This window comes from Chryseobacterium sp. Leaf201, from assembly GCF_001421435.1.
In the GTDB taxonomy this organism is placed as follows: domain Bacteria; phylum Bacteroidota; class Bacteroidia; order Flavobacteriales; family Weeksellaceae; genus Chryseobacterium.
The window spans coordinates 45,472-69,883 of the sequence record NZ_LMKA01000068.1; the positions used below are offsets into that span (position 1 = coordinate 45,472).

Here is a 24,412-nt window from a genome sequence, read left to right on the forward strand (position 1 = left end):
TCATTATAAGTACAAAAATACTTCTTTAAAATTAAATGGCAACAATTATTAGTTTTGACTCATCTATTTGCATTTCTTCTAAACAAGTCCCGATCCAGGAATATCCGTGGTCTGCAAAGAAGACACTGAAATTATATACCCTTTCCTGCCAGTTCTTGGAAGGATGTACTTCCAAAAACAGGTTTTCCAGTCTTTCCAGCAGTTCATTTTTTTTAATTTTTTCTGCATGGAGAAGACGCTTCTTCATCCTCCGGAACGATTTTAATTGCCTTACTTCTTCCGCTTTCACCATGTTCCCGAAAGATTTCTCAGTGGTTTCGGCGGCTGCTTTTAATTCGGAAAACTGACTGATCAGCATATTTTCTTTTTCTTCCAGCAGATCAAGAACAGCATTATTATCCAGTATTTTGTTATTGGTAATTGCTGTAAAGTTCTGAAAGAAATCTTCTGTCCTGAGACCCAGCTTTTCAATTTTGCCCAGTGTTTTTTCCTTTAAAAACAGCATGGAGTTCCTTGGGATTAAAACAGGGAAAGGAATATTGATTTTCGTAAAATAATCTTTAAGTTCCAGCCAGTACATGATTTCGGCATTGCCTCCGATATATGCCAGATTCGGCAAAACGGTTTCCTGATATACCGGACGCATCAGGGCGTTCGGGCTGAATTTCTCAGGATGACGGTCCAGTTCAGCTAAGATTTCTTCTTCTGTAAACTGAATATCTGTGTCTACGAATCTATATTTCTGACTGTCAAATTCAATTCTGTCCCGGGTTTCGGAAAGGTAAAATAAATTAATTTCACGTGGATTTACCTGGACTTTCCCGTATTTTCCCGTTAAGAAATCTACTTTTTCTTTTGATGTTTTATATAAGCTGAAATTAAGGAGTTCATCCCTGAACGTTTCTTTAACCTGATTTTTCAATTCTTTTGCATCTCCGTCAATCATCAGCAATCCGAATTCCGAAAACAGGCGGTTAACCAACGTTTTAATGGCTTCCGTTAATGTATTTCCGGATTTGTATGCTTCTTTCAGCATGAGGATCAGCTCGGTTCCGAATACATAGTCTTTAAATTCCTTCTCGAACTCTGAGATGAAAAATGTGTCATTGACTTTTATCCTTCCCACTGCACTACCCGGTTTCTCATTAATTTCGTAATAACCGCTTTCCGTTTTAAAATGGTTGATTTCTGCAAAATCATGGTCTTCGGAAGCCATCCAGTATATGGGGACAAAATTAAAGTCGGGAAAGTTCTGTTTTAAATAAGAGCAGGTTTTAATGGTCTGCAGGATTTTATATACAAAAAAGGCAGGTCCCGAAAAAAGGTTCAGCTGATGGCCGGTGGTAATGGTAAATGTATTGATCTGTTTCAGGCTTTCAAGGTTTTCTCTCTGTTTTGAGGAAAGTTCAAGGCCTGACATTTGGTTTTCCAGCGTTTCTGCAAGCACTTTTCTCTGGTCCGGAGTAAAAGAGCCCTGTTTTAAATGAATCTGATTTTTAAAATGATCTAAAGAGAATGTATGTTCTTCAAATCCTTCAATTTTATGATTCAGAAAGTCTTTTACCAATTGGGGAATGCTTTCTATTTTCTGGAATGATATTTTATGAATCGTTTTCAACTGTGATACGTTTTAGTTGAACAAATACCATACAATCCCTAAGTTCAGCCTGAAATCATAGACCGGATAACTTGGAAATGCATATGCTTTGTTGTGTGAAATTACGGTGCTGATCTGCTGGCCTTCGATAAAGAAGAACATTTTTTTAACTTTCATATTAAAGTAGATATCAGCAATCGGCTGCCCGCCAATGGAAAATGAATTGGAATCAGGAAGGATATATTCGTTAAGAACCGGAAAGTATTCTCTTGATGCAAATTTTGAAAAGTAATATACTTTAAGTCCCGCCTGGATTTCTGCGGCATTTTTAAATGCTTTTGACTGGAAAAAGAAATTGGCACAGCCGATAAATCCCGGCAGAGGCAAGAGATCTTTGTTGGTTAATACATTCTGGAACTGTAGCCTTGTATTCAAATGGAATTTCCCATAGCTGAAAGTGGCATCCCCTCCAATCTGCGAAATATTTACCGGGCTCTCGCTTTGCTTCGGCATGGCATCAGCATCAAAATAGGTATAATTTTCAATCCTGAAATAATTGGCAAATAATTCTGTCTTGAACCATTTTAGATTGATATTTCCTCCGATTTCCATAACCGACTGGTTTTTTGCATCCGGTAAGTAATAATTAAAGTTCCTGTAGACTGAAGTGTTCGCTAAATAATTAAATGAAGGATAAGCACTCTGGAAATTTACTTTTGCATTGACAAAGTAATCTTTAATAGGTTCAAATTTTAAGTTGTTTGCCGTTCTGAGATATGTTCCAAACCGGCTGCCGTTTGAAAACTCCAGGAAGGAATTGACCTGAACTTTGTCGAAAAGCCTGATCTGTAAATTCCCTACAGCTCCGATTCTGGCTTCTTTTATTTCCCCTGAAAGACTGAAGTCGGGCGAAATGATTTCTGATGTCCCGAACTTAATCATCTGATAGCGGGCTCCGGCATCAAGTTTAAATTTTTCATTGTCCCATACCAAACTTAAGGTATTGCTGAAATTATCGGAGTATTTTTTAGAGGTAAGCGAGGCTCCGTTTACCAGGTCTGCCACCGTGTCAAACCAATAGCTTTCCGGTGAACCCTGGGTATAATAATATTTATTTCCCTGATGAGAAAGGGTATGCCTTATTTTAAAAGGAATCTTATCTGAATTGAAAGGTGCGAACTGATGCGTCAGGTAATATCTCCTGTAAGAAAACTGAGAACTGGAAGACGCCAGGTTCACCTGCATATTCTGCCGGTTCCTGGAATCGCTGTTGCCATTCTGGAAAAGACTGTCTACTGCTATTCCCCCGCTTTCCTGATTGTTTACATTCTGGTGCAAATAATGGGCAAACAATTCATAGTTTCCGCTTTTTGAAACATAATGCCCCGAAAACAAAGTATTGTTATTGGCCGCTAACGAGTTCCTGTACATTCCCTGCGAACGCAGCCCGGTATATTCCAGTGCAAAGTTGAACCTTTTCCCGATATTCTGAGTGTAGGTTGAATGTAAAGCCGCACCGTTTTTCATAGCATTATGATAAACGAAAGTGGCAGTCGGGGTTTTCACATCATAATAACGGATGTCATTGACTCCCAGAATCCCATAAGATTTATGAGCCGGCAACAGTGACAGATTCTGTTCGGGATTAACCTCATACGACAGAGGGTTAAAGCCTGCCCCGATGTTGGCCACCTGTACCCGTCCGAAATTATCTCTGTTGTTATACTGCGAGAAAATATAGGTCTTGTTAAACGTCATTACCGTATCAAACACTTTCTTCTCCGAGAACTGGGTCTGGTACAGATAATCATTGATGGTCGGCTTGAATATCTTCAGGGAATCTTTCTTCCCTGAGTCAATCACCAAGGTGTCCTGTTTCGGAAGCTGATTGGCGTCTGTTTTGTTGACTACCTGGGCTTTCGCAGTGAGGCTGAGGAAGAGTATGATGGAAAGGATGTACTTCATTATAAACTTTGTAGGGCAAATTTAATAAAAAAAAGGCTGCCTCGCTTTCGAGACAGCTTTTAACTTACAAATAGATAGTATATTTAAAAACTTCTATTATTTATTAAAAATTAGGATTATTTAAAATTTCTTCTTGAGGAATTTTTAAAGATACTCTATCATCATTATATGGAAATGATTGTCCTACGTAAAACAGATGGTTGGAACCTCTTGTAACTGTAGCTTTATTTCTTTTAAATGCTAGATAAGATTTACCCTCACCCCAAAACTCTAAACGAGTATTCTTATAAATTTCATTCTGTAAAGCTGTACCACTTAGTGCATCAATATATGAAACATCTGTCTGCCTGTTTAATAAATAATTCTTAAGAATTGTTTTAGCCTCACCTTCCTGGCCTGACTTAGCAAGTGATTCTGCTGCTAGCAAATAAAACTCATCTACTCTCATATAGATATAGTCAGTAGTAACTTGTCTCTGCCCTTGTCCAACCCTGTTTGGATCAAAAAACTTATTGCCAGGATAATTCTGTGAAGGATTTGTTACAACAAACTGATTTCTTCTAATATCATCAGTTCTCATACTATTATATAATCCCAAATCTATACCTTTTCTGGTTCCAACAGAAGCATAACTATATGTAAATACATCTATCTGACCCCACCAGCTAACAAGATCTAAGCCATTAACTACTTCAATATTAAAGCCCCACATCCAGCTTGGAGTAGTCAATGAATTAAATCCACCACCACTTGGCGTAGCACCTGGAGCCTGGACCATTCTCACAGCTTGAGCTCTAGTAGTTACTGGATATCCATAATTGGCAATAATATCTTTAGATAAAGCTGCCGCTTGTACAGATTGTTCCATAGCTGCATATGTATATGCTAAAAGTCCCTTTGCTACACCTTGATCAATCATTCCTTTATTTGCCCTATCAAAGCCATCTAAATAGTTAACAGCCTTCGTTAAATCATCAACAATAAGAGCATATACTTCTGCTTGTGTAGATTTTGGTGCAGCAGGCATTTGTGGCTTCGTATATACAGGGATAGCCGCTTCGGATGCATTATATCCTTTTGTATAGAATTGCATTAAATAAAAGTACGCATATGCACGTAAGGCCTTCGCTTGACCCATTGCAAATTTATCTGTATCTGATGCTGGAACTGAATCTGTTCCTCCAAGTGCATCAATTACATCGTTAGCTCCTGCAATAATTCTATAATAATATCTCCATGGTTTATAGTTTACTGTATTAGTAAAATCTACCTGACCAGCCATATTGGCTATGTTAACATACCATCCATAATTCACAGCTTCAAGAGCCATATCCTGCGAAAGAAGGTCACTATATATATCGTATCCTTTTTGTCCAAAATCATCATGATCTAAATTAGTACCTCCAGTTCCTGTATTAATCATCATCAGGTATAAACCATTTAATTTGGTTTGTGCAGGTGCATCTCCTATAGTCTCAGTTGGTGCACTGTCAAGAAATTCTTCGCGACATGAAACTGTTAATGTAGCCAATGCTATACTTAATAATAATATCTTTTTCATTTTATTTACTTATTAAAAATTAATTTTTGCTCCAAATGTAATTGTTGAAAGCGGTGAATAATTGTAAGTATTAGTACCCCCAGTTTCAGATACACTTGGGTTAAAACCTTTCCTTTTACTTGCAATCCATAGATTATCTCCGCTTACAAATAGACTGAAACCTGTCATTCCAATAGAATTTACAAATTCTTGTGGAAGATTATAACCTAAACGAATATTATTTAGAGCAATATAATCAGACTTTACTAAGAATCTGCTTGATCTTGATGCAAAGTTTACATCAGCTGCATAATTGGAAGACATTCTTGGAACATCAGTAATATCACCAGGATTCTGCCATCTGTTTAAAATATCCGTATGCCAATTATTTGTCCCTACTTGTCCATTAGCCATCAATCCCGCATAGGCAGAATCATAAGCATAACCACCAATACTGTATAAAAATTGTACGCCTAATGTAAATGATTTAAAACCAAAATCAAGATTAAATGCACCTCTTATATCTGGTATAGCAGATTTATCTAAGAACTTTTGAGTGGCTTGAGCGTAAACTTCAGTAACGCCTGTTCTTATATCAGCATTAGGATTTTGAGCTTGATATTCATGCAATGATGCAATTTGCTCGCCTGCATCAAAAACTCCATTTCCATTATTATCTGTATAATTAACATACCACTGAGCAGCTCCTGTTGCAGAATTTACTCCTGCATATTCTCTCATATAATAATCATATAAAGATCTTCCTTCAGTTCTTCCGAATCCAGCTTCAGATAAATCAATAATTTTTCTTTGCCCTGTACTTGCATCAAATGGCATTCTCGTAATTTTATTACGCAAGAACTCACCATTCACACCAAAATCAAGGAAAATATCTTTTTTATTGATGATATGAGCCTTTAATGTAAATTCAATACCTTCATTAACCATATTACCATCATTAACTTTTAGGATTGCATTTCCTGTAGATGGTGCTAATCTAGTATCGAAAATCAGATTATCAGTTTTTCTGTTATAATAATCAACATCAAGTTCAATTGCTCTATTCTTAAACAAGCCTAACTCCATACCTACCTGGAAAACTTTAAATTTTTCCCAAGTTAAAACAGGATAACCACTCCTATCATATGTTGCTCCCGGAAGTCCCATAAAGTTTCCTGGATTGTAAACATTATATCCAGGGTAGTATCCTACTCCACCTTGATCCCCTACAGTACCATAGCTTCCTTTTAGTTTTAAGTTAGTAATAGTTTTATTATCCGATAAGAAATTTTCTTTTGTTACTAACCATCCTAAACCCGCAGATGCAAACGTATCCCATTTGTCATTCAAAAATCTTGAAGAACCATCTCTTCTTACCGATCCATTAAAGAAATATTTACCTTTGTAATCATATGTTAACTGACCAAAGAAACTTTCTAAAGCGTAATTGTTTGTAAATGAACTTGACAGAGATTCTCCAATTCCTAAATTCAACTCAGGAATCATATCAATAATGTTTGGTCTCCCTGCAGATAAAAATTTCTGTTCCCAATTACTATTCTCATGAGCAACAAAAGCCATTATACTATGATCTCCAAACTTCTTATTAAACCGCAATAACTGTAACCAGTTATAAGACATTAATTCTGTTTTAGTCTTATAGATATACCCATTCTGGCTTGCCGCACTACCATAAAAAGGATTTTCTATCTGATCATTGCTATTATTATAATATTGGCCACCAATTCTTGTTTCAAAACTTAAAAACTTAGTGATATCAGCTTTTAAAAACATATTGGCATTAATCTCATGCTTATAAAACTTATTAAGATTATTAGTAGCATCTCCAATTGAATTTGTTAATCCTCCAAAACCTCTCCCATTAGGCCCGTCTCCATAGTCAAATTCACTCCCGCCAAAATGAGGGTCAGGAATTTTATTTCCAGCTGCATCACGTTTAAACAAAGGATATATGGAAGGAATATTATCAACAAACCAAAAAATACTCCCGGAATCGCTGGTTTGTCCATTTCTGTTTGCTTTTGAGTAGGCATATCCTAAATTAAAATCCCCTTTCAACCATGGTCTTGCCTGATGACTTAGATTTAATCTACCTGTATATCTTTCAAAATCAGAATTAATAGAATAACCTTTATCACTTAAATATCCAATATTAGTATAAAACGTTGTTTTACCACTACCTCCACTTATACTTAAATTATTTTCTGTTCTCGCCGAAGTCTGGAAAGCATAATCTTCCCAATTTTCGGGATCATATAATCTAGCGGATCCTGGCCTTACTTGTCCTGTAACAGGATCAATTAATTGGGCTGTAGGTGTTCCCCATATATTATAATCTGCACTTATTCCACCATTGCTAAAAAGATTTGTATTAGCATACGCAGTAGGATCAGCTTGGCCTAATAATCTCCCACGATTTCTCAAAGCTTGCCAACTTAATCCAGCATACTCTTCAGGGGATTTTATTGTTGAATATCTTGGAAGTAATGCCATATTAAAACCAACTTTAGATTCAAGTTGTATGACAGACTTATTAGATCTTCCTTTTTTAGTATTCATAACCACTACACCATTAGCACCTCTTGCACCATAGATAGAAGTTGCTGTAGCATCTTTAAGAATTATCATATTCTCAATATCTTCAGGGTTAATAGCGCTTATATTCCCTGTATATGGCATACCATCTAATACATATAATGGTGCTCTGTTCCCACTTACTGATCCAAATCCTCTGATACGAATTGTTGCATCTGTACCAGGTTGTCCTGATGTATTAATAACTCTAACACCAGCAGATTCTCCAGCAAGCGCCTGACTTACTGAAGATACATTTTTTGAATCAATCGCTTTGGCATCAACTTTGGATGCAGTTCCTACATAGCTTTCTTTTGGAACTTGGCTATATCCAATCATTACAACCTCTTCAATTTCGGTTTCTTTAGTAGCCGTATCACCCGGTTTCTGCTGGGCAAAAGCTATTTGTCCTGTAAAAAACAGTACTCCAGCAGTCAATACACGTAATCTCACATTCATATTAACAAATTTTAATATTTTAAGATCACAAATATGTTAATAAATATTAACATTAACAAACTTATCTTAAATATGCAATTATGCATGAGTCATTATAAACCTTTAATATAATATGCTTTACATATTTCACTACATTTATAAATCATTAAATCACTTTATAGTTATAAAAAACTTGTCTGCTTTCTAACCTTTAACACTTTCATTGTAATAACATAAATATTGTTTAGAATTATTATAAATTACTAAATATAAAAAGCCTGCTTTTTAAAAAGCAGGCTTTGATTATTATCTCAAAATGATAAATTACTTTAATTTCTTCTTTACAGAAACTTCTTCATAGACTTCAAGGATATCTCCCTGTTCTATATCATTATACCCTTTAAGGTTTAATCCACACTCGTAGCCTTTGGTTACTTCTTTTACATCATCTTTGAAACGTTTCAAGCTTTCAAGCTCTCCATCGAATTTCACGATACCGTCTCTTAATAAACGTACTTTGGAATTTCGGGTTACTTTTCCTGAAAGAACCATACATCCGGCAATTGTTCCTACCTTGGAAATCTTAAATACTTCCCTGATCTCAACATTTCCGATTACCTGTTCCTGAATTTCAGGAGAAAGCATTCCTTCCATCGCTTCCTTAACTTCGTCAATGGCTTTGTAGATGATGGAATAGGTTCTGATTTCAATTTCTTCACGGTCTGCAAGATCTTTGGCATTTGCACCGGCTCTTACGTTAAATCCGATAATAATTGCATCTGATGCAGCCGCGAGGTTGATATCCGACTCAGTGATCTGCCCGACACCTGAGTGCAGGATGTTAACACTAATTTCTTCGGTTGATAATCTCTGTAACTGGTCAGAAAGTGCTTCTACGGAACCATCCACGTCACCTTTAAGGATGATGTTCAGTTCTTTGAATTCACCTAAAGCGATACGTCTGCCCAATTCTTCAAGCGTCGTATGTTTTTTAGTTCTGATCGAAAGTTCTCTCTGAAGCTGTTCTCTCTTATTAGCAATCGCTTTACCTTCACTTTCGTCGGCATATACACGGAATTTATCACCTGCTGTAGGAGCGCCGTCCAGACCTAAGATAGTTGCCGGAATGGATGGACCCGCCTCTTCAAGGTTTTTACCCCTTTCATCAAGCAAAGCTTTTACTTTACCGTGGTTTTTACCTGCTACTACATAATCGCCTACTTTTAAAGTTCCGGTTTGTACCAACATAGTGGATACGTATCCTCTACCTTTATCTAAGGATGCTTCAATAACAACGCCTTGTGCAGCACGTTCAGGATTTGCTTTTAATTCAAGCATCTCAGCCTGAAGCAATACTTTTTCCAGCAAGGTATCTACATTATTACCGAATTTTGCTGAAATTTCCTGGGCCTGTACATTTCCTCCCCATTCTTCTACCAGAATATTCATTCCCGAAAGCTGCTGACGGATATTATCCGGATTGGCATTCGGCTTATCTACTTTATTGATTGCAATAATCATCGGAACTCCTGCTGCCTGAGCATGGGAAATTGCTTCTTTTGTCTGAGGCATTACATCATCGTCCGCTGCAATTACAATAATTGCAATATCAGTAACCTGTGCACCCCTTGCCCTCATCGCCGTAAAGGCTTCGTGACCCGGCGTATCTAAGAATGTAATTCTCTGACCGTTTTCAAGCTGCACGTTATAAGCACCGATATGCTGTGTGATCCCTCCGGATTCACCTGCAATTACATTGGTTTTTCTTACATAATCCAGCAATGAAGTTTTACCGTGGTCTACGTGTCCCATTACGGTTACGATAGGTGCTCTTGATAAAAGGCTGTCTTCTGTATCGATATCGTCTTCAGAATCTGCTTCTTCAAGATCAGCATCAGAGAATTCGATTTTATATCCGAATTCGTCAGCTACCAATAATAAAGTATCAGCTTCCAGTCTTTGGTTCATGGTTACCATTACACCTAATGAGAAACAGGCAGAAATTACTTCTGTAGGAGACACATTCATTAAACTTGCCAGTTCACCAACCGTGATGAATTCGGTCACTTTTAATGTTCTGTCCTGTGCATCAATTTCCTGCTGACGCTCATCCTGTTCTCTACGGTAGTTTCTCTTATCTTTTCTGTGTTTGGCAGATTTAGATTTACCTCCTTTATTAGTCAGTTTCTCAAGGGTTTCCTTGATCTGGTTTTTAACCTGTTCGTCTGTTAATTCAACAGGCATGGTACGCTGCCCCGGTCTGTTGTTTCCGAAACGGTTTCCGCCACCCTGTCCTGCAGGACGGTTGACACCACCCTGGCCCGGCGGACGGTTTCCCTGGGTATTGTTCCCAAAACGGTTTCCACCTTGTCCGGCCTGACCCGGCGGACGGTTCCCTTGAGCACCTCCCTGGGTATTGTTTCCAAAGCGGTTTCCGCCTTGTCCACCCTGACCTGCAGGACGGTTCCCCTGGCCTTGGCCCTGAGGACGGTTTGCCTGGTTACCTTGTTGATTATTATTATTACCTCCCTGCTGATTGTTGTTTCCGCCTTGAGGATTCTGACCTCCTGGCTTCTCAATTCTCTTTCTCTTCTTTTTAGCGCCTGCTCCTTTAGGGGCAAACTGCGTTAAATCGATTTTCTCTCCGACGATTTTTGGTCCGTCAAGTTTCTGGTAAACCGTTTCAATTTTCTGAGATTCCTGAGGCTGGGATTCTTCCTGCGCTTTTACCGGTTCAGCCGGTTTTACCTCAGCGGGTTTAGCCGGGGCCTCAGCGGGTTTCTCAGCAACAGGTTTCGGGGTTTCTTTTACAGGTTCAGCCGGTTTCTGTACGGGCTTTTCCTCTGCTTTTTTCTCCTCCATTTTAGGTTTGTCTTTTTTTACAGGTCTGTTTCTAGACTCGATCTGGGACAAATCTATTTTATCCAGAACTTTAAATTCCTGTTTTTCAGGAGCCGCCTTTACCTCAGGTATAGGTATAGGCGCAGGTGCAACTTCTTCTTTTTTCTCTTCCACCACAGGTTCCGGTTTCGGAGCAGGAGTTTCTTCAATCTCAGGCTTTTTAGGCTCAAGGTCTATTTTACCTAAGATTTTAGTTTCCGGTTTATTAGCTTTAGCTCTTATTACTTCAGGGGTTTTCTTTTCTTCAATTTCCAGTTTTTCTTCCGGAACTTTTGTGATCACCACCTCATGGGAAGCTTTACGCTGTTCGCCGTCCTTGGCAAACTCAGCCTCCAATGCAGAATATGCCGCTTCTTCTAATTGAGCGTTAGGATTGCTTTCAACCTCGATACCCTTAGCCTGTAAAAACTCTACTAACCTGGACATCGAAATGTTGAATTCCTTAACCGCTTTATTTAATCTAATTTTTGGCATTTATATTATTTACTGTTTTTTAATTCTTAAAATTAAAGTATTTCCTTTTTACTGTTTATTAAAATTATTTAAAATTTTAATCTTCAAATTCCTCTCTCAGAATCCGTTTCACATCTTCAATGGTTTCTTCTTCAAGATCCACCATATTTAAAAGACTCTCAGTTTCCTTATCCAGTACTGATTTTGCAGTTGTAAGGCCTACTTTCTTAAATTCATCCAGAATCCACTGTTCGATATCGTCATTGAACTCTCTCAAATCAACATCGTCATCTTCACTGGCTTCTCTGTATACATCAATTTCGTATCCTGATAACCAGGAAGCCAATCTGATATTCTGCCCCTGCTTACCGATTACTTTGGAAATTTCTTCAACCGGAGTATACACCAATGCATAATTTGCCTCCTCGTTAATATCAATTTTATTGATGGTAACATTTCCTAATGCTCTCTTCACTAAGATCTCAGGGTTTTTAGACCACTGGATCACATCGATGTTTTCATTTCTCAACTCTCTTACCACGCCATGAATCCTTGAACCTTTCACCCCTACACAGGCACCTACAGGGTCAATTCTGTCATCGTAAGCATCTACTGCAATTTTCGCCTTCTCACCAGGAATTCTTACTGCTTTCTTCAGCATAATAGTTCCGTCCTGAATTTCAGGGATCTCCAGCTCCAATAATTTCTCTAAGAATTTAGGGGCAGTTCTGGAAATAATAATCTGCGGCTTTGAACCTTTGAAATCTACCGTTTCAACAATAGCTCTGATATTCTCACCCTTTTTAAAGAAGTCTGACGGAATCTGATTTTCTTTAGGCAAAATGAATTCGTTCTCTTCATCATCCAGCAAAATCACGTGTTTATGACGGATATGGTGGATCTCCCCTACTACAATTTCCCCGATTTTATCTTTAAACTGCTCGTACAGCATGGCATTGTTGTGTTCCTGCAATTTCGTAGCCAAAATCTGTTTCAGGGTAAGGATATTTCTTCTCCCAAGCTGGGCAACAGGAATTTCCATGGTAAAATCTTCTCCTACTTCGAAGGTAGGGTCAATTTTTTTTGCTTCAGAGATTTCAATTTCCAGGTCATCATCTTCAGACATATCGTCTTCAACAATGGTTTTATTTAAAAATATCTGAAAATCTCCTTTATCAGGGTTTACAATGACATCAAAATGATCATCCGAATCGTATCTTTTTCTCAGAAGTGTCTTCAGGGAATCCTCAATAATTGCCATAAGGTCAATCTTACTGATCCCTTTCTCGTCTTTAAAATCACCAAAGGATTCAATCAACGCTATATTGTCCATTTATTCTTTTTTATTTTAAAATTTAATCGTTACTAATGCTTTCTTAATCTCAGAGTACGGAATTTCTTTTTCCTCCTCCACATCTACCTTTCCTTTACCCACCTCTTTCGGCTTACGGTAACGTAAGATCAATGTAATTTTTTCTTCATCCACTTTTGCCAGTTCCCCTTCTACATTTGTTGCATCATTCAGCAAAACGTCAATTTCTCTTCCTATGTTTTTAGCAAACTGCCTTGGGGTTACCAGAGGCTCGCTTAATCCGGCAGACATTACCTGCAGGCTGAAATCGTGTTCTTCACGATCCATGTTGAATTCTATGGCACGGCTTGCATCCAGACAATCCTGCAGGGAAACTCCGTTATCACCATCCAGGATTACGGTAATGTCATCTGCTGCAGAAAACTTCAGATCAATAAGAAATAAATCTGTTCTGGCCGCCAGGAATTCATGCAATAATTCTTCAATTTTCTTTCTAAACTCCATACGTTATTTAAATCTTGATTTACCCGTACGAAAAAAGGCTTTCTTCCGAAGGCCTTCCCATGTTTTTCCTGTAAATCCACTGCAAATATACAAATTTTTATTAAAAAAGCAAATATCTTATTATCAGGTTGATAAGTTAATATTTATTTACACTAATTTAAAAGGCGTTATGATGGTATTTTTATTACTTTTGTGACTGAATTTTTAAAAACATACATTTTGAATATTACTATTGTAGGAACAGGTTATGTAGGATTGGTTACAGGAACCACTTTAGCAGAACTTGGAAATTCAGTATACTGTGTGGATATTGATGAAAAAAAAGTAGAAGGCATGAAAAACGGCGTAGTTCCCATCTATGAGCCGAATCTTGAAGAAATGTTCCTGAGGAATATCCAGTCGGAAAGATTATTTTTCACTACTGATTTAAGAGAGGCACTGGATAAAAGCGAAGTTATTTACCTTGCCCTGCCTACCCCTCCGGGAGAAGACGGATCTGCAGACCTTTCCTATGTACTGAAGGTAGCGAACGACCTTGGAGAAATGATGACGGAATATAAGGTTATCGTTAACAAAAGTACCGTTCCTGTGGGTACAGCCGACAGAGTAAGGGAAGTGATCGCTTCAAAGACGCAGATTCCTTTTGACGTGGTTTCCAACCCCGAATTTTTAAGAGAAGGGTTTGCCGTAGAAGATTCCATGAATCCTGCGCGGGTCGTGGTAGGATCAAGCTCAGATAAAGCCAAAGATATCATGGCTAAAATTTACCAGCCGTTTACCAATACCGGAATTCCGATTATTTTCATGGACGAAAAGTCTTCCGAGCTTACGAAATATGCAGCCAATTCATTCTTAGCGGTAAAAATCACGTTTATGAATGAAATTGCCAACTATTGTGAAAAGGTAGGGGCAGATGTAGACAAAGTAAGGCTGGGTATGGGAAGTGATGACAGGATCGGACAAAGGTTCCTGTTCCCCGGAATCGGATATGGAGGAAGCTGTTTCCCGAAAGATGTAAAAGCACTAATTAATTCAGGAAAGCAGGAAGATTTTAATTTCCAGATCCTGGAAGCGACAGAAAACGTAAATATTGCCCAGAAAGTAATCTTGGTTTCTGAAATTGAAAAATATTTCAGCGGAAACATCGCAGGCAAGACCATTGCCATGTGGGGGCTGGCTTTCAAAGCGAATACCGATGACATCCGGGAGGCTTCATCCCTGGACAATATTGCATTGCTTTTGGAAAAGGGTGCAAAAATAGTAGCCTATGATGCCATTGCAGAAGATAATGTCCAGAAAGTTTTAGGAGATAAGATCCAGTATGCAAAAAGTATGTATGAGGCACTGGAAAATGCGGATGCTTTGTTCATTGCTACAGAATGGCCGGAATTTAAGAATCCGAATTTTGAATTGATGGGCCGGAAAATGAATAACAAGGTTATTTTCGACGGAAGAAATATGTATCCGCTGGAAATCCCTGAACAGAATGGTTTCTATTATAAAAGTATCGGACGTAAAACAATTTTAAATTAAAAAAAGATGAAAAATATAATTATTACCGGCGGGGCAGGATTTATCGGCTCCCACGTGGTAAGAGAATTCGTAAAGAACAATCCGGACTCAATGATCATCAATCTTGATGCCCTTACCTACGCAGGAAACCTGGAAAACCTGACCGATATTGAGAACGAACCGAATTATGTTTTCGAAAAGGCAGATATTACAGAGCCTGAACAGTTAAGAACCATATTTGAAAAATATAATCCTGATGCCGTGGTGCATCTGGCTGCAGAAAGCCACGTGGACAGAAGCATTACCGATCCGATGGCCTTCATCAATACGAATGTTAACGGAACAGCCAATCTTTTGAACCTCTGCAAAGAATTCTGGACGCTGAATCCCGATCATACCCACGGAAGATTCCCGGATGAGAAAAGAACCCATCTTTTCTATCATGTTTCTACAGATGAAGTATACGGAAGCTTAGGTGAAACCGGATTCTTTTTAGAGACCACCGCTTATGATCCGCAGTCTCCGTATTCCGCTTCAAAAGCAGCGTCTGACCATTTGGTAAGGGCTTACGGAAATACTTACGGAATGCCTTTTATCGTTTCCAACTGTTCCAACAATTACGGACCGAACCATTTCCCTGAAAAGCTGATCCCGCTTTGTATTTCAAATATCATCAATGAAAGGCCTCTGCCGATTTACGGTGACGGGAAATATACTAGGGACTGGTTATTTGTTATTGACCATGCAAGAGCAATACACCAGATTTTCAATGATGCGAAGACCGGTGAAACGTATAATATCGGAGGCTTTAACGAATGGCAGAACATTGACCTGGTTAAAGAACTCATCAAACAGATGGATGAAAAGCTTGGGAATCCTGCAGGACATTCTGAAAAGTTAATTACCTATGTTAAAGACAGACCGGGCCATGATAAGCGATATGCTATTGATGCGGCGAAGCTGAATACGGAGCTGGGCTGGAAGCCGTCGGTAACCTTTGAAGAAGGATTGGGAAAAACCATCGACTGGTATCTTGAAAACAAAGAGTGGCTGGAGCACGTAACGAGCGGCGATTACCAGAAATATTACGAAAAACAGTACAACTAATACAACACACAATACGATGAAAGGTATCATTTTAGCCGGAGGTTCCGGTACCCGACTTTTTCCCCTCACCATTGCAGTCAGCAAACAGCTTATGCCTGTTTATGACAAACCGATGATTTATTATCCCCTGTCCACTTTATTGCTGGCCGGGATTAAAGATATTCTTATTATTACCACACCTCATGACCAGTCAGGTTTCATTAAACTCTTAGGAGACGGATCCCAGATCGGCTGTAATATTGAATATATGGTACAGCCAAGCCCGGACGGACTGGCGCAGGCTTTTATCCTGGGTGAACAGTTCATCGGCAGTGATGCTGCGGCATTGGTACTGGGTGACAATATCTTCTACGGTTCGGAAATGGGGACTCTGCTTAAAAACAAAACCAACCCGGATGGTGGTGTTGTTTTCGCTTATCATGTCTCCGATCCTGAAAGATACGGTGTAGTGGAATTTGATGATGATTTTAAAGCAGTATCCATTGAAGAAAAACCGACACAGCCCAAATCCAGCTATGCTGTTCCCGGACTTTATTTCTATGATAATGAAGTGGTGGAAATTGCAAAGAACATCAAGCCTTCTCCAAGAGGAGAACTTGAAATTACCGACGTTAATAATGTTTACCTGCAAAAAGGAAAGCTGGAAGTGGGCGTTTTAGACCGCGGAACTGCCTGGCTGGATACCGGAACGTTTGATTCCCTTAATGATGCTTCGGAGTTTGTAAGGGTGATTGAAAAAAGGCAGGCTTTTAAAATCGGGTGTATTGAGGAAATTGCCTTCAGAAATAAATTCATTAATGAAGAAAAACTGCTGGAAACCGCTGCCAAATACGGCAAGAGCGGGTATGGCGAATACCTGAAACAGCTGGTTAACGAATAGCCTGAATATAATTATCTGAAACCTAAATAAGAACATTGGTTTTATTTGAACCCAATTTATAAATACCGATCTCCATATTACACTACCGCTCAGGAAAATACACTCATTTTTCCTGAAAAAGAGACAGTTATTTATTTTACTTTAAATTTGCAAAAAATTTATTTTGAAAACGACAGTTTATACCTCCGAAAAAAAGACCCATTTTTTTCAGGAACTTAAAGCCATTTATAAAGATATCAGGTCTTCCAATTTCCTGGCTTATCAAATGGCTAAAAGAGATCTGCAGTCACAGTACAGGCAGTCTTTTCTGGGCTTCTTCTGGGCATTTGCCCCTATTATTACCAATTCCCTGGTCTGGATTTTCCTAAGCAGCTCAGGTACGGTAAACGTAAATGCGGACAGCAGCATCCCCTATATTGTATTTGTGGTAATCGGTACTACGCTGTGGAGTATTTTTACTGAAGCCCTTCTGATTCCGCTCACTTCTGTAAACGGCGCCCGGTCAATACTTTCAAAAATAAACTTCCCAAAAGAAGCACTCCTGATATCCGGATTTTATAAAATGCTATTCAATCTGGCACTCAAGCTGATTCTTGTTGCCGGTATTTTATTAATTTATGGGATAAAGCCGGGAATCGGCATTGTATTATTTCCTTTCATATTGCTTGTTATTACTCTTTTTTCTTTTTGTATAGGACTGCTTCTCACTCCGATAGGCCTTATCTATACTGACATCAGCAAATTGCTGACTACTGCCGTATCGTTTATCATGTATATTACGCCGGTTGTATATGCTGTTCCAAGACAGGGTCTGTTTAAAAAACTTTTTCAGGTTAACCCTTTAACATATATGTTTAACGATGCCCGAAACAGCCTGATTGATCTGCCGTTTAATAATGCCGCTTTTTTAATTGCAGCAGCGGTGATCAGTTTTTTTGTCATGCTGGTAGGACTGGTAATTTTCAGAAAGTCTATGCCAATAGTTATTGAAAAAATAGGATAATATGAAAGATCAGGAAAAAGAAATACTCGTATCTGTACAGAATGTTTCCAAGAAGTTTTCGATGGATATGAAATCTTCTCTAAAGTATGGAGCTCTGGATATTATCAAAAGTACATTAGGCATAAAAATAAACAAAGACCTCCGTCCCAAAGAATTCTGGGCGGTGAAGGACATCAGCTTTAAACTCAGGAGAGGGGAATGCATAGGATTGATCGGGCATAACGGTGCGGGCAAGAGCTCGCTTCTGAAAGTTTTGAACGGACTTTATGCACCTGATAAAGGCCAGATCGTCATGAAAGGAAAGATCGGAGCGCTCATTGAACTTGGTGCCGGATTCAATCCTATTCTTACAGGCCGTGAAAATATTTATAACAATGCATCTATATTAGGTTTTACCAGAAAAGATGTAGAAGAAAAAATTGATTCCATCATTGAATTTTCTGAGATTGAGCAGTTTATTGATATGCCGATTCAGAACTACTCTTCCGGAATGAAGGTAAGGCTGGGATTTGCTATTGCTGCACATCTTGAGCCTGACATCCTGATTATCGATGAAGTACTTGCTGTAGGAGATTTGGGATTTGTTTTGAAATGCTTTAATAAGATTGATGAGCTGCTTCCCAATACTGCGCTAATTTTTGTTTCGCACAGCATGCCGATGATTTCCAGGATCTGTAACGAAATCATTTTAATGGATCATGGCAAGGTGGAATATTATGGAAATGATATCGGGAAAGGTGTACAGCTCTATTACAGTAAATTCTCTAATAATGATGAAAATGTAGTGTTTGACAGTGGTGTATTAGAACTGATTTCAAAGCAGACTGATCTTACAGACAATACCATACAGCGTAATGTTGATTTCACCCTGACTTTTACTGTTAAAATTAAAAAACCACTCCTTAAGTCTCCGGCCATTTATGTTGAATTCAAAGATAAAGATCAGAAACCTATTGCCGCAGTATATGTTAAGGATGAAATAGATGTATCACAGGAAAATAGCACAATCACTTATTCTGTAAAGGTGAAAAACCCACTATTTACCTTAGGTAAATATATTATTGATGTGGGTTTTTACAACAAACAAAACACAGATACAATGCTAAGAATCAACAATATACATGAATTCATTGTAAGCGGCAAGGAGGAACAATGGGTTCCCTTTGAACTGGAGGCTGATAATATGATAACATTAATTTAAACACTATGATTCCTGTAACGAAACCCTTTCTCCCTCCTGTAGAAGAATATAATACATATCTGGACGGTATCTGGAAAAGAAACTGGCTTACGAATATGGGTCCTCTGGCCAGCCAGCTGGAAATGGAACTGAAAGAACATTTAAAGGTTAATCATTTACTCTTTGTAACCAACGGAACTGTTGCCATACAGATGGCAATAAAAGCCCTAGATATTAAAGGCGAAGTTATTACGACTCCTTTTTCCTTTATAGCGACTACCAGTTCTATTGTCTGGGAAGGCTGTACTCCGGTTTTTGTAGATATAGATCCTGACAGCCTGTGCATCAACGCTAATAAGATTGAAGAAGCTATTACTGAAAACACAGCAGCAATTCTCGCTACTCACGTATATGGCAACCCTTGTGATGTAGAAGCGATTGAAATTATTGCTAAGAAACATAATTTAAAAGTGATCTATGATGCAGCGCATGCTTTCGGTGTGGAAGTAAACGGAAAGTCTGTTTTCGAATACGGTGATATTTCTACCTGTTCCCTTCACGCTACTAAGCTGTATCATTCTGTAGAAGGAGGACTGATTATCACAAAAGATCCTGAACTGCTAAAGAAAATTGCCTCTATAAGAAACTTTGGAATCTCCGGCTTTGACTCTTTTTCGGAATTGGGAATTAACGGTAAAAATTCTGAATTTCATGCTGCGATGGGACTGGCTAACCTGAAATACATTACCCGGATCCATAACAAAAGAAAAGCACTGGCAGAACTTTATGATGAAAAGCTTATAAATCTTAAAGCCGTAAAACCTTTCTGGCATCAGGGTGCCAGTGAGAATTATGCCTATTATGCAATTGTACTGGAAAGTGAAGAGCTCCTTCTCCGTTTAAAGGCTGAAATGGATAACTATGAAGTGTTTACAAGAAGGTATTTTTACCCAAGCCTGGCTTCAGCACTGCCCTATCTTCCAAAACTGGAGCTGCCGGTAACTGAAGATATTTCCAAAAGAGTTCTATGCCTGCCTTTCTATTATGACCTTACTTTTGAAGAAGTAGAGTTTATTGCAAGATTGATGTTAAGAATCCAAAACAACAAATAGTATGAAAGTAGCTATAATGCAGCCGTATTTTATGCCGTATATCGGATATATAAGCCTAATTAAACATTCTGATTTGTTTATACTTTTTGATCCTATACAATTTATTCGGCACGGATGGATTGAACGAAACCGTATTCTTAAACAAGATGAAGGTTGGCTGTATATTCAAGTGCCTTTAATTAAAGGTAATAGAGATACATTAATCAAAGATTGTTATGTTGACAATTCAAAAGACTGGAAGAAAAAGATTTTATCCCAAATTCAGATTTACAAGAAAAAAGCTCCTTATTATTATAAGGTAATCAAACTGATTGAAGAAATTTTTGAGTATGACTCTGATACGATTACAGGTATAAATAAACATGCATTGGAAAAAATATGTCAGTATTTAGGATTTGAAAAAAAATTACCGGTGTTTTCGGATATGAATTTAAATATTGAAACTCCTACTGGGCCTGATGAATGGGCATTGAATATATGCAAGAAGCTGGAATCGGATAGAGATATACATTACATTAACCCAATCGGGGGAATTGATTTCTTTAACACACAAAAATATACAGATTGTAATATCGAAATTTCATTCCAGAAAATGATTCCTGTAGATTATGATCAGAAGAGAGAAAATTTTGAATACGGACTGTCTATTATTGATGTAATGATGTTCAACTCACCGGAAGAAATTAATATGATGTTGGATCAATTTGAACTAATCAAATGATTAATAAAGCAATAGGAGGATATTTTGATCTTGAATTACCTGACCATAATCAAAGTCATTTATATGATAACCTGATCAATCTTAATTCTGCAAGGAACTGTCTGGAATATATTCTTGTTGCAAAAAAATATTCCAAGATATATATTCCTTACTATACATGCGATGTTATTTTGGAGCCGGTTAGTAAGCTGAATCTGACATATGAATTTTATGATGTAGACTTTAATTTAGAACCCCTATTTGATTTTTCTAAAATTAAAGATTCTGAAGTTTTTTTATATACAAATTATTTTGGAATCAAAAATAGATATGTAGATATTTTATCCCGCAAAATACCGGATCAGATCATTATTGATAATGCCCAGGCTCTATTCTCAAAGCCTGTATCGCATATCGACACATTTTATTCTCCAAGAAAATTTATCGGAGTAGCAGATGGCGGTTATTTACATACAGATACAAAGCTCAATGAAAATTTTGAGCAGGACAAGAGTTATAACAGGATGAGCCATCTTCTGAAAAGAATCGACTGTTCTGCCGAAGAAGGATATTCAGATTTTTGTGACAATGATCGATCACTTGAAAATCAGCCTATCAGAAAAATGTCTACATTGACAGAAAGAATATTATCTGGAGTTGATTTTAAGCATATAATAAAAAAAAGAAGAGAGAATTTCAGCTTTCTACATGAAAAATTGAAAGAAAAAAATCTTCTGGATATTGACTTTGACGATGACTGTATACCGATGATTTATCCTTTCCGTACCAATGACATGGAAATCAGGCAGAAACTCATCAATGAAAGAATTTATTGTGCATCATATTGGCCAAATGTACAAGATTGGTGTGATGAAAATAAAAATGCTTTTACCTTATCAAAGGAAATTATTGCTCTGCCGATAGATCAGAGATACTCTATTGAACACATGAAAAAGATTTTGGAATATGTATAACGTTTTAATCAGGCCGCTTGTCATACAGGATGCTTTAACTTCATATCAATGGAGAAATGACAATGAAGTCTGGAAATATACAGGTTCAAGGCCAAATATTGATATTACGGCAGAAATCGAATCTTCATGGATAGAAAAAGTTTTACAGGATATATCCAGCAAAAGATTTGCTATTCTTTGTAATACCCAATATATCGGAAATATACAACTTACAAATATTAAGGAAAAAACAGCTGAATTCCATATATTCATTGGAAATAAAGACTTCTGGGGTAAGGGAATTTCTCAGCTGGCTACGTACCAGATTCTTTATTATGCCAAAGAAATTTTAAAGCTTGATGAAGTATATTTAACCGTAAGGCCTGAAAATAAAGCCGCTGTGAAGTCTTATCAAAATAATAATTTTAGCATAATACAGGAGACGGAAGAGTTTATAAAAATGTCTCTGAAACTTTCTGAACTCAGCCCTCCTACATTAAGTATATTTGTAATGGTTTATAATCATGGCATATATTTAAAAGAATGTCTGGACAGCCTTCTGATGCAAAAAACAGCTTTTAATTATGATATTGTCATTGGTGAAGACTGTTCCACAGATCATTCAAGAGAAATCCTGCTTAATTACCAAAAATTATATCCAGGAAAATTCAAACTTTTGCTTCATGATAAAAATATAGGTGCCGCAAACAATCAGGAGCAGACTTATAAAAATTGTACCGGTAAGTATATTGCTGTCTGTGAAGGAGACGATTACTGGACTGATCCTTTAAAGCTTCAGAAACAGGTAGATTTCTTAGAAGGAAATAACGATTACAGTATGTGTTTTCATAATGTAGAAAAAATAGATATTGAAGGAAAAATATTAGACATCCCAATTACTGAATCTGAAACAGCAGAAAAAGCCTATACCATTGAGGACTTAGCCGAAGGAAATTTCATTCATACTGCATCGGTTATTTTCAGAAAGAACTTTGAAGCATTACCTTCGTGGATTATTTCTTCCCCTGCGGGAGACTATCCTATACACATGATTAATGCTTCATATGGATTAATCAAATATTTTCCGGAGAAGATGGGTGCCTACAGAATAGGACAGGGCATCTGGAGCTCACAAACAAAACAGATTCAGTATATTAACACCATATTTGTAATAAAACTGATGATAGCCAATTTAAGCTTAAATGAACAAGTGGTAAAAAATCTTAACGAACAGATCCAGAGGCTAATTTTATATATAAGAGATACGCTGCCTGTGAGTAATTATCCTCAGGATCCTGAGAAAGCGGCATACAGTCTTTCCATAAAAAAATTGATCATTATATTATTAAAGAAAATCAGATATTCTTTTTAATAGTTTACAGAGGAAACTTTATTATATAAGTGAGATTATTAAAATATATAATAAAACAGTTGTAAAATCTCGAATCCTGCCTGAATTTATCTAAATATAAGTATGAAAAAAAATAAGAAAATATTATTTATCAGTCATGAAGCGAGCTTATCGGGTGCTCCTATCCTGCTCTTGAGCTTACTGAAAAGAATTAGAAAAAATACGGATCATACTTTTGATGTTTTGCTTTTGCATAACGGAGCTCTATATAATGATTTTGCAGCTGTGGCAGATCATGTTTTTTTAGCCGCTGCCCAGACTTATGAACCTTCATTTCTAAAAAGAAATTTAAAGAGGGTAAAAAGGCTTATTATAAAAGAGACAGCCGTTAAAGAAAATCCGGTTGATAAAATTACTGCTGACTTATTATCTAACGGGTATGATCTTGTATATGGAAATACCATGCTCTCGCTTTCGTGGCTGCTTCCTTTTAGTAAAAATAATATTTCTACGGTAATTGCTGTACATGAATTAACGTTTGGGATCGAAAGCAGTGTTAAAAAAGACCATGTTATCGAAAACCTTAACAGAATTGACGAGGTTATTGCAGGCTCAAAAGCCGTTGCAGACAATCTCATAGAAAATTACGCGGCAGATGCAAAAAAAATATCCGTAATTCATTCATTTGTAGATGAGAAAATAGTTATTGACAAAGATTCCGAACATATAAAAAAAGAAACTGGCATAACTGACAATCAATTTATCATAGGCATTGCGAGTGCTCAGGAATTAAGGAAAGGAACTGATCTGGTACCCATGCTGGTAAAAAAAATTACAGATAAGGCTCCCGATCTTTCATTTAAATTTATTAACCTCGGAGGAACAGTTAATAATTCTGCAGTAAGATGTTCAAAATTGGATGCAGAAAAAATGGGTGTAAACAATAAAATCATTTATATAGAACATAATTCGGCACCCAATAACTATATTAATATCTTTGATGTTTTTTTACTGTTATCCAGAGAAGATCCTTTTCCATTGGTAATGCTGACAGCGGCTAAACTTGAAAAACCCATTATTGCTTTTGAAAGAAGCGGCGGAGCGGAAGAATTTCTCAGTGATAACCATGGAATTCTTGTTCCCTATCTTGATCTTGATAAAATGGCAGAGGAAATTATAAAATTATCAAAAGACAAATCTGGCAGGAAGGAATTAGGACAGAAGATTAAATACAGAATTGACCATGAATATTCTGACAATGATCTGACTCATAAGACATTGAATTTGATAAACAAATATTAGAACTGAA

Annotated in this window: 17 protein-coding genes; 10 read left to right on the forward strand and 7 right to left on the reverse strand. The window is 37.4% G+C overall.

Annotated elements, in window-relative coordinates:
* Window positions 1-31 precede the first annotated feature (31 nt).
* From bshC to rimP, 7 genes are all read right to left on the reverse strand, one after another.
* Entirely contained in the window at window positions 32-1,618 is a 1,587-nt protein-coding gene (bshC, locus tag ASE55_RS09170; protein ID WP_056218225.1) for a bacillithiol biosynthesis cysteine-adding enzyme BshC, read from the reverse strand.
* 12 nt (window positions 1,619-1,630) lie between these two features.
* Entirely contained in the window at window positions 1,631-3,562 is a 1,932-nt protein-coding gene (locus tag ASE55_RS09175; RefSeq protein ID WP_056218228.1) for a putative porin, read from the reverse strand.
* A gap of 103 nt (window positions 3,563-3,665) precedes the next feature.
* Complete coding sequence (locus ASE55_RS09180; RefSeq protein ID WP_056218230.1) at window positions 3,666-5,123, reverse strand: RagB/SusD family nutrient uptake outer membrane protein; 1,458 nt, start codon at window positions 5,121-5,123, stop codon at window positions 3,666-3,668.
* A 12-nt stretch (window positions 5,124-5,135) separates the two neighbouring features.
* Complete coding sequence (locus ASE55_RS09185; protein WP_056218233.1) at window positions 5,136-8,156, reverse strand: SusC/RagA family TonB-linked outer membrane protein; 3,021 nt, start codon at window positions 8,154-8,156, stop codon at window positions 5,136-5,138.
* Between the two features lie 303 nt (window positions 8,157-8,459).
* Window positions 8,460-11,510 carry a translation initiation factor IF-2 gene (gene infB / locus ASE55_RS09190; protein ID WP_056218235.1) on the reverse strand — a complete coding sequence of 1,017 codons (3,051 nt, stop codon included), beginning with the start codon at window positions 11,508-11,510 and terminating at the stop codon, window positions 8,460-8,462.
* A 76-nt stretch (window positions 11,511-11,586) separates the two neighbouring features.
* The gene (gene nusA / locus ASE55_RS09195) at window positions 11,587-12,822 is read right to left on the reverse strand and encodes a transcription termination factor NusA (RefSeq protein ID WP_056218238.1); all 1,236 of its coding nucleotides are present in this window, start codon (window positions 12,820-12,822) and stop codon (window positions 11,587-11,589) included.
* A gap of 15 nt (window positions 12,823-12,837) precedes the next feature.
* Window positions 12,838-13,305: a ribosome assembly cofactor RimP gene (gene rimP, locus ASE55_RS09200; protein ID WP_056218241.1), complete on the reverse strand. Its 468-nt coding sequence runs from the start codon at window positions 13,303-13,305 to the stop codon at window positions 12,838-12,840.
* A 219-nt stretch (window positions 13,306-13,524) separates the two neighbouring features.
* Here rimP and ASE55_RS09205 point away from each other — a divergent pair, with 219 nt between their 5' ends.
* From ASE55_RS09205 to ASE55_RS09250, 10 genes are all read left to right on the forward strand, one after another.
* On the forward strand, window positions 13,525-14,838 hold the full coding sequence (locus ASE55_RS09205) for a UDP-glucose dehydrogenase family protein (RefSeq protein WP_056218561.1): 1,314 nt from the start codon (window positions 13,525-13,527) through the stop codon (window positions 14,836-14,838).
* A 6-nt stretch (window positions 14,839-14,844) separates the two neighbouring features.
* Window positions 14,845-15,924 carry a dTDP-glucose 4,6-dehydratase gene (gene rfbB / locus ASE55_RS09210; RefSeq protein ID WP_056218244.1) on the forward strand — a complete coding sequence of 360 codons (1,080 nt, stop codon included), beginning with the start codon at window positions 14,845-14,847 and terminating at the stop codon, window positions 15,922-15,924.
* 16 nt (window positions 15,925-15,940) lie between these two features.
* A complete protein-coding gene (gene rfbA, locus ASE55_RS09215) occupies window positions 15,941-16,804 on the forward strand; it encodes a glucose-1-phosphate thymidylyltransferase RfbA (protein WP_056218246.1) in 864 nt (287 codons plus the stop codon).
* A gap of 163 nt (window positions 16,805-16,967) precedes the next feature.
* Window positions 16,968-17,807 carry an ABC transporter permease gene (locus tag ASE55_RS09220; RefSeq protein ID WP_056218249.1) on the forward strand — a complete coding sequence of 280 codons (840 nt, stop codon included), beginning with the start codon at window positions 16,968-16,970 and terminating at the stop codon, window positions 17,805-17,807.
* Between the two features lies 1 nt (window position 17,808).
* A complete protein-coding gene (locus tag ASE55_RS09225) occupies window positions 17,809-19,008 on the forward strand; it encodes an ABC transporter ATP-binding protein (RefSeq protein WP_056218252.1) in 1,200 nt (399 codons plus the stop codon).
* Window positions 19,009-19,013: 5 nt separating this feature from the next.
* Window positions 19,014-20,099 carry a DegT/DnrJ/EryC1/StrS family aminotransferase gene (locus ASE55_RS09230; RefSeq protein ID WP_056218255.1) on the forward strand — a complete coding sequence of 362 codons (1,086 nt, stop codon included), beginning with the start codon at window positions 19,014-19,016 and terminating at the stop codon, window positions 20,097-20,099.
* 1 nt (window position 20,100) lies between these two features.
* Complete coding sequence (locus tag ASE55_RS09235) at window positions 20,101-20,820, forward strand: WbqC family protein (RefSeq protein WP_056218258.1); 720 nt, start codon at window positions 20,101-20,103, stop codon at window positions 20,818-20,820.
* Window positions 20,817-21,773 carry a hypothetical protein gene (locus ASE55_RS09240; protein ID WP_056218261.1) on the forward strand — a complete coding sequence of 319 codons (957 nt, stop codon included), beginning with the start codon at window positions 20,817-20,819 and terminating at the stop codon, window positions 21,771-21,773. The genes ASE55_RS09235 and ASE55_RS09240 overlap by 4 nt, the downstream gene beginning before the upstream one ends.
* Entirely contained in the window at window positions 21,766-23,124 is a 1,359-nt protein-coding gene (locus ASE55_RS09245) for a GNAT family N-acetyltransferase (RefSeq protein ID WP_056218264.1), read from the forward strand. Before ASE55_RS09240 ends, ASE55_RS09245 begins: the two co-directional genes overlap by 8 nt.
* Before the next feature lie 102 nt (window positions 23,125-23,226).
* Window positions 23,227-24,405 (forward strand): glycosyltransferase family 4 protein, encoded by a 1,179-nt coding sequence (locus ASE55_RS09250; protein WP_056218266.1) that lies wholly within the window; start codon window positions 23,227-23,229, stop codon window positions 24,403-24,405.
* The last annotated feature ends 7 nt before the right edge of the window (window positions 24,406-24,412 follow it).

Coding starts and splice junctions, on each gene's coding strand:
- ASE55_RS09245 (WP_056218264.1), top strand. CDS start 21,766: ATGTATAACGTTTTAATCAGGCCGCTTGTCATACAGGATGCTTTAACT.
- nusA (WP_056218238.1), bottom strand. CDS start 12,822: ATGGACAATATAGCGTTGATTGAATCCTTTGGTGATTTTAAAGACGAG.
- ASE55_RS09175 (WP_056218228.1), bottom strand. CDS start 3,562: ATGAAGTACATCCTTTCCATCATACTCTTCCTCAGCCTCACTGCGAAA.
- ASE55_RS09235 (WP_056218258.1), top strand. CDS start 20,101: ATGAAAGTAGCTATAATGCAGCCGTATTTTATGCCGTATATCGGATAT.
- ASE55_RS09180 (WP_056218230.1), bottom strand. CDS start 5,123: ATGAAAAAGATATTATTATTAAGTATAGCATTGGCTACATTAACAGTT.
- ASE55_RS09225 (WP_056218252.1), top strand. CDS start 17,809: ATGAAAGATCAGGAAAAAGAAATACTCGTATCTGTACAGAATGTTTCC.
- ASE55_RS09185 (WP_056218233.1), bottom strand. CDS start 8,156: ATGAATGTGAGATTACGTGTATTGACTGCTGGAGTACTGTTTTTTACA.
- ASE55_RS09230 (WP_056218255.1), top strand. CDS start 19,014: ATGATTCCTGTAACGAAACCCTTTCTCCCTCCTGTAGAAGAATATAAT.
- rfbB (WP_056218244.1), top strand. CDS start 14,845: ATGAAAAATATAATTATTACCGGCGGGGCAGGATTTATCGGCTCCCAC.
- ASE55_RS09240 (WP_056218261.1), top strand. CDS start 20,817: ATGATTAATAAAGCAATAGGAGGATATTTTGATCTTGAATTACCTGAC.
- rimP (WP_056218241.1), bottom strand. CDS start 13,305: ATGGAGTTTAGAAAGAAAATTGAAGAATTATTGCATGAATTCCTGGCG.
- infB (WP_056218235.1), bottom strand. CDS start 11,510: ATGCCAAAAATTAGATTAAATAAAGCGGTTAAGGAATTCAACATTTCG.
- rfbA (WP_056218246.1), top strand. CDS start 15,941: ATGAAAGGTATCATTTTAGCCGGAGGTTCCGGTACCCGACTTTTTCCC.
- ASE55_RS09250 (WP_056218266.1), top strand. CDS start 23,227: ATGAAAAAAAATAAGAAAATATTATTTATCAGTCATGAAGCGAGCTTA.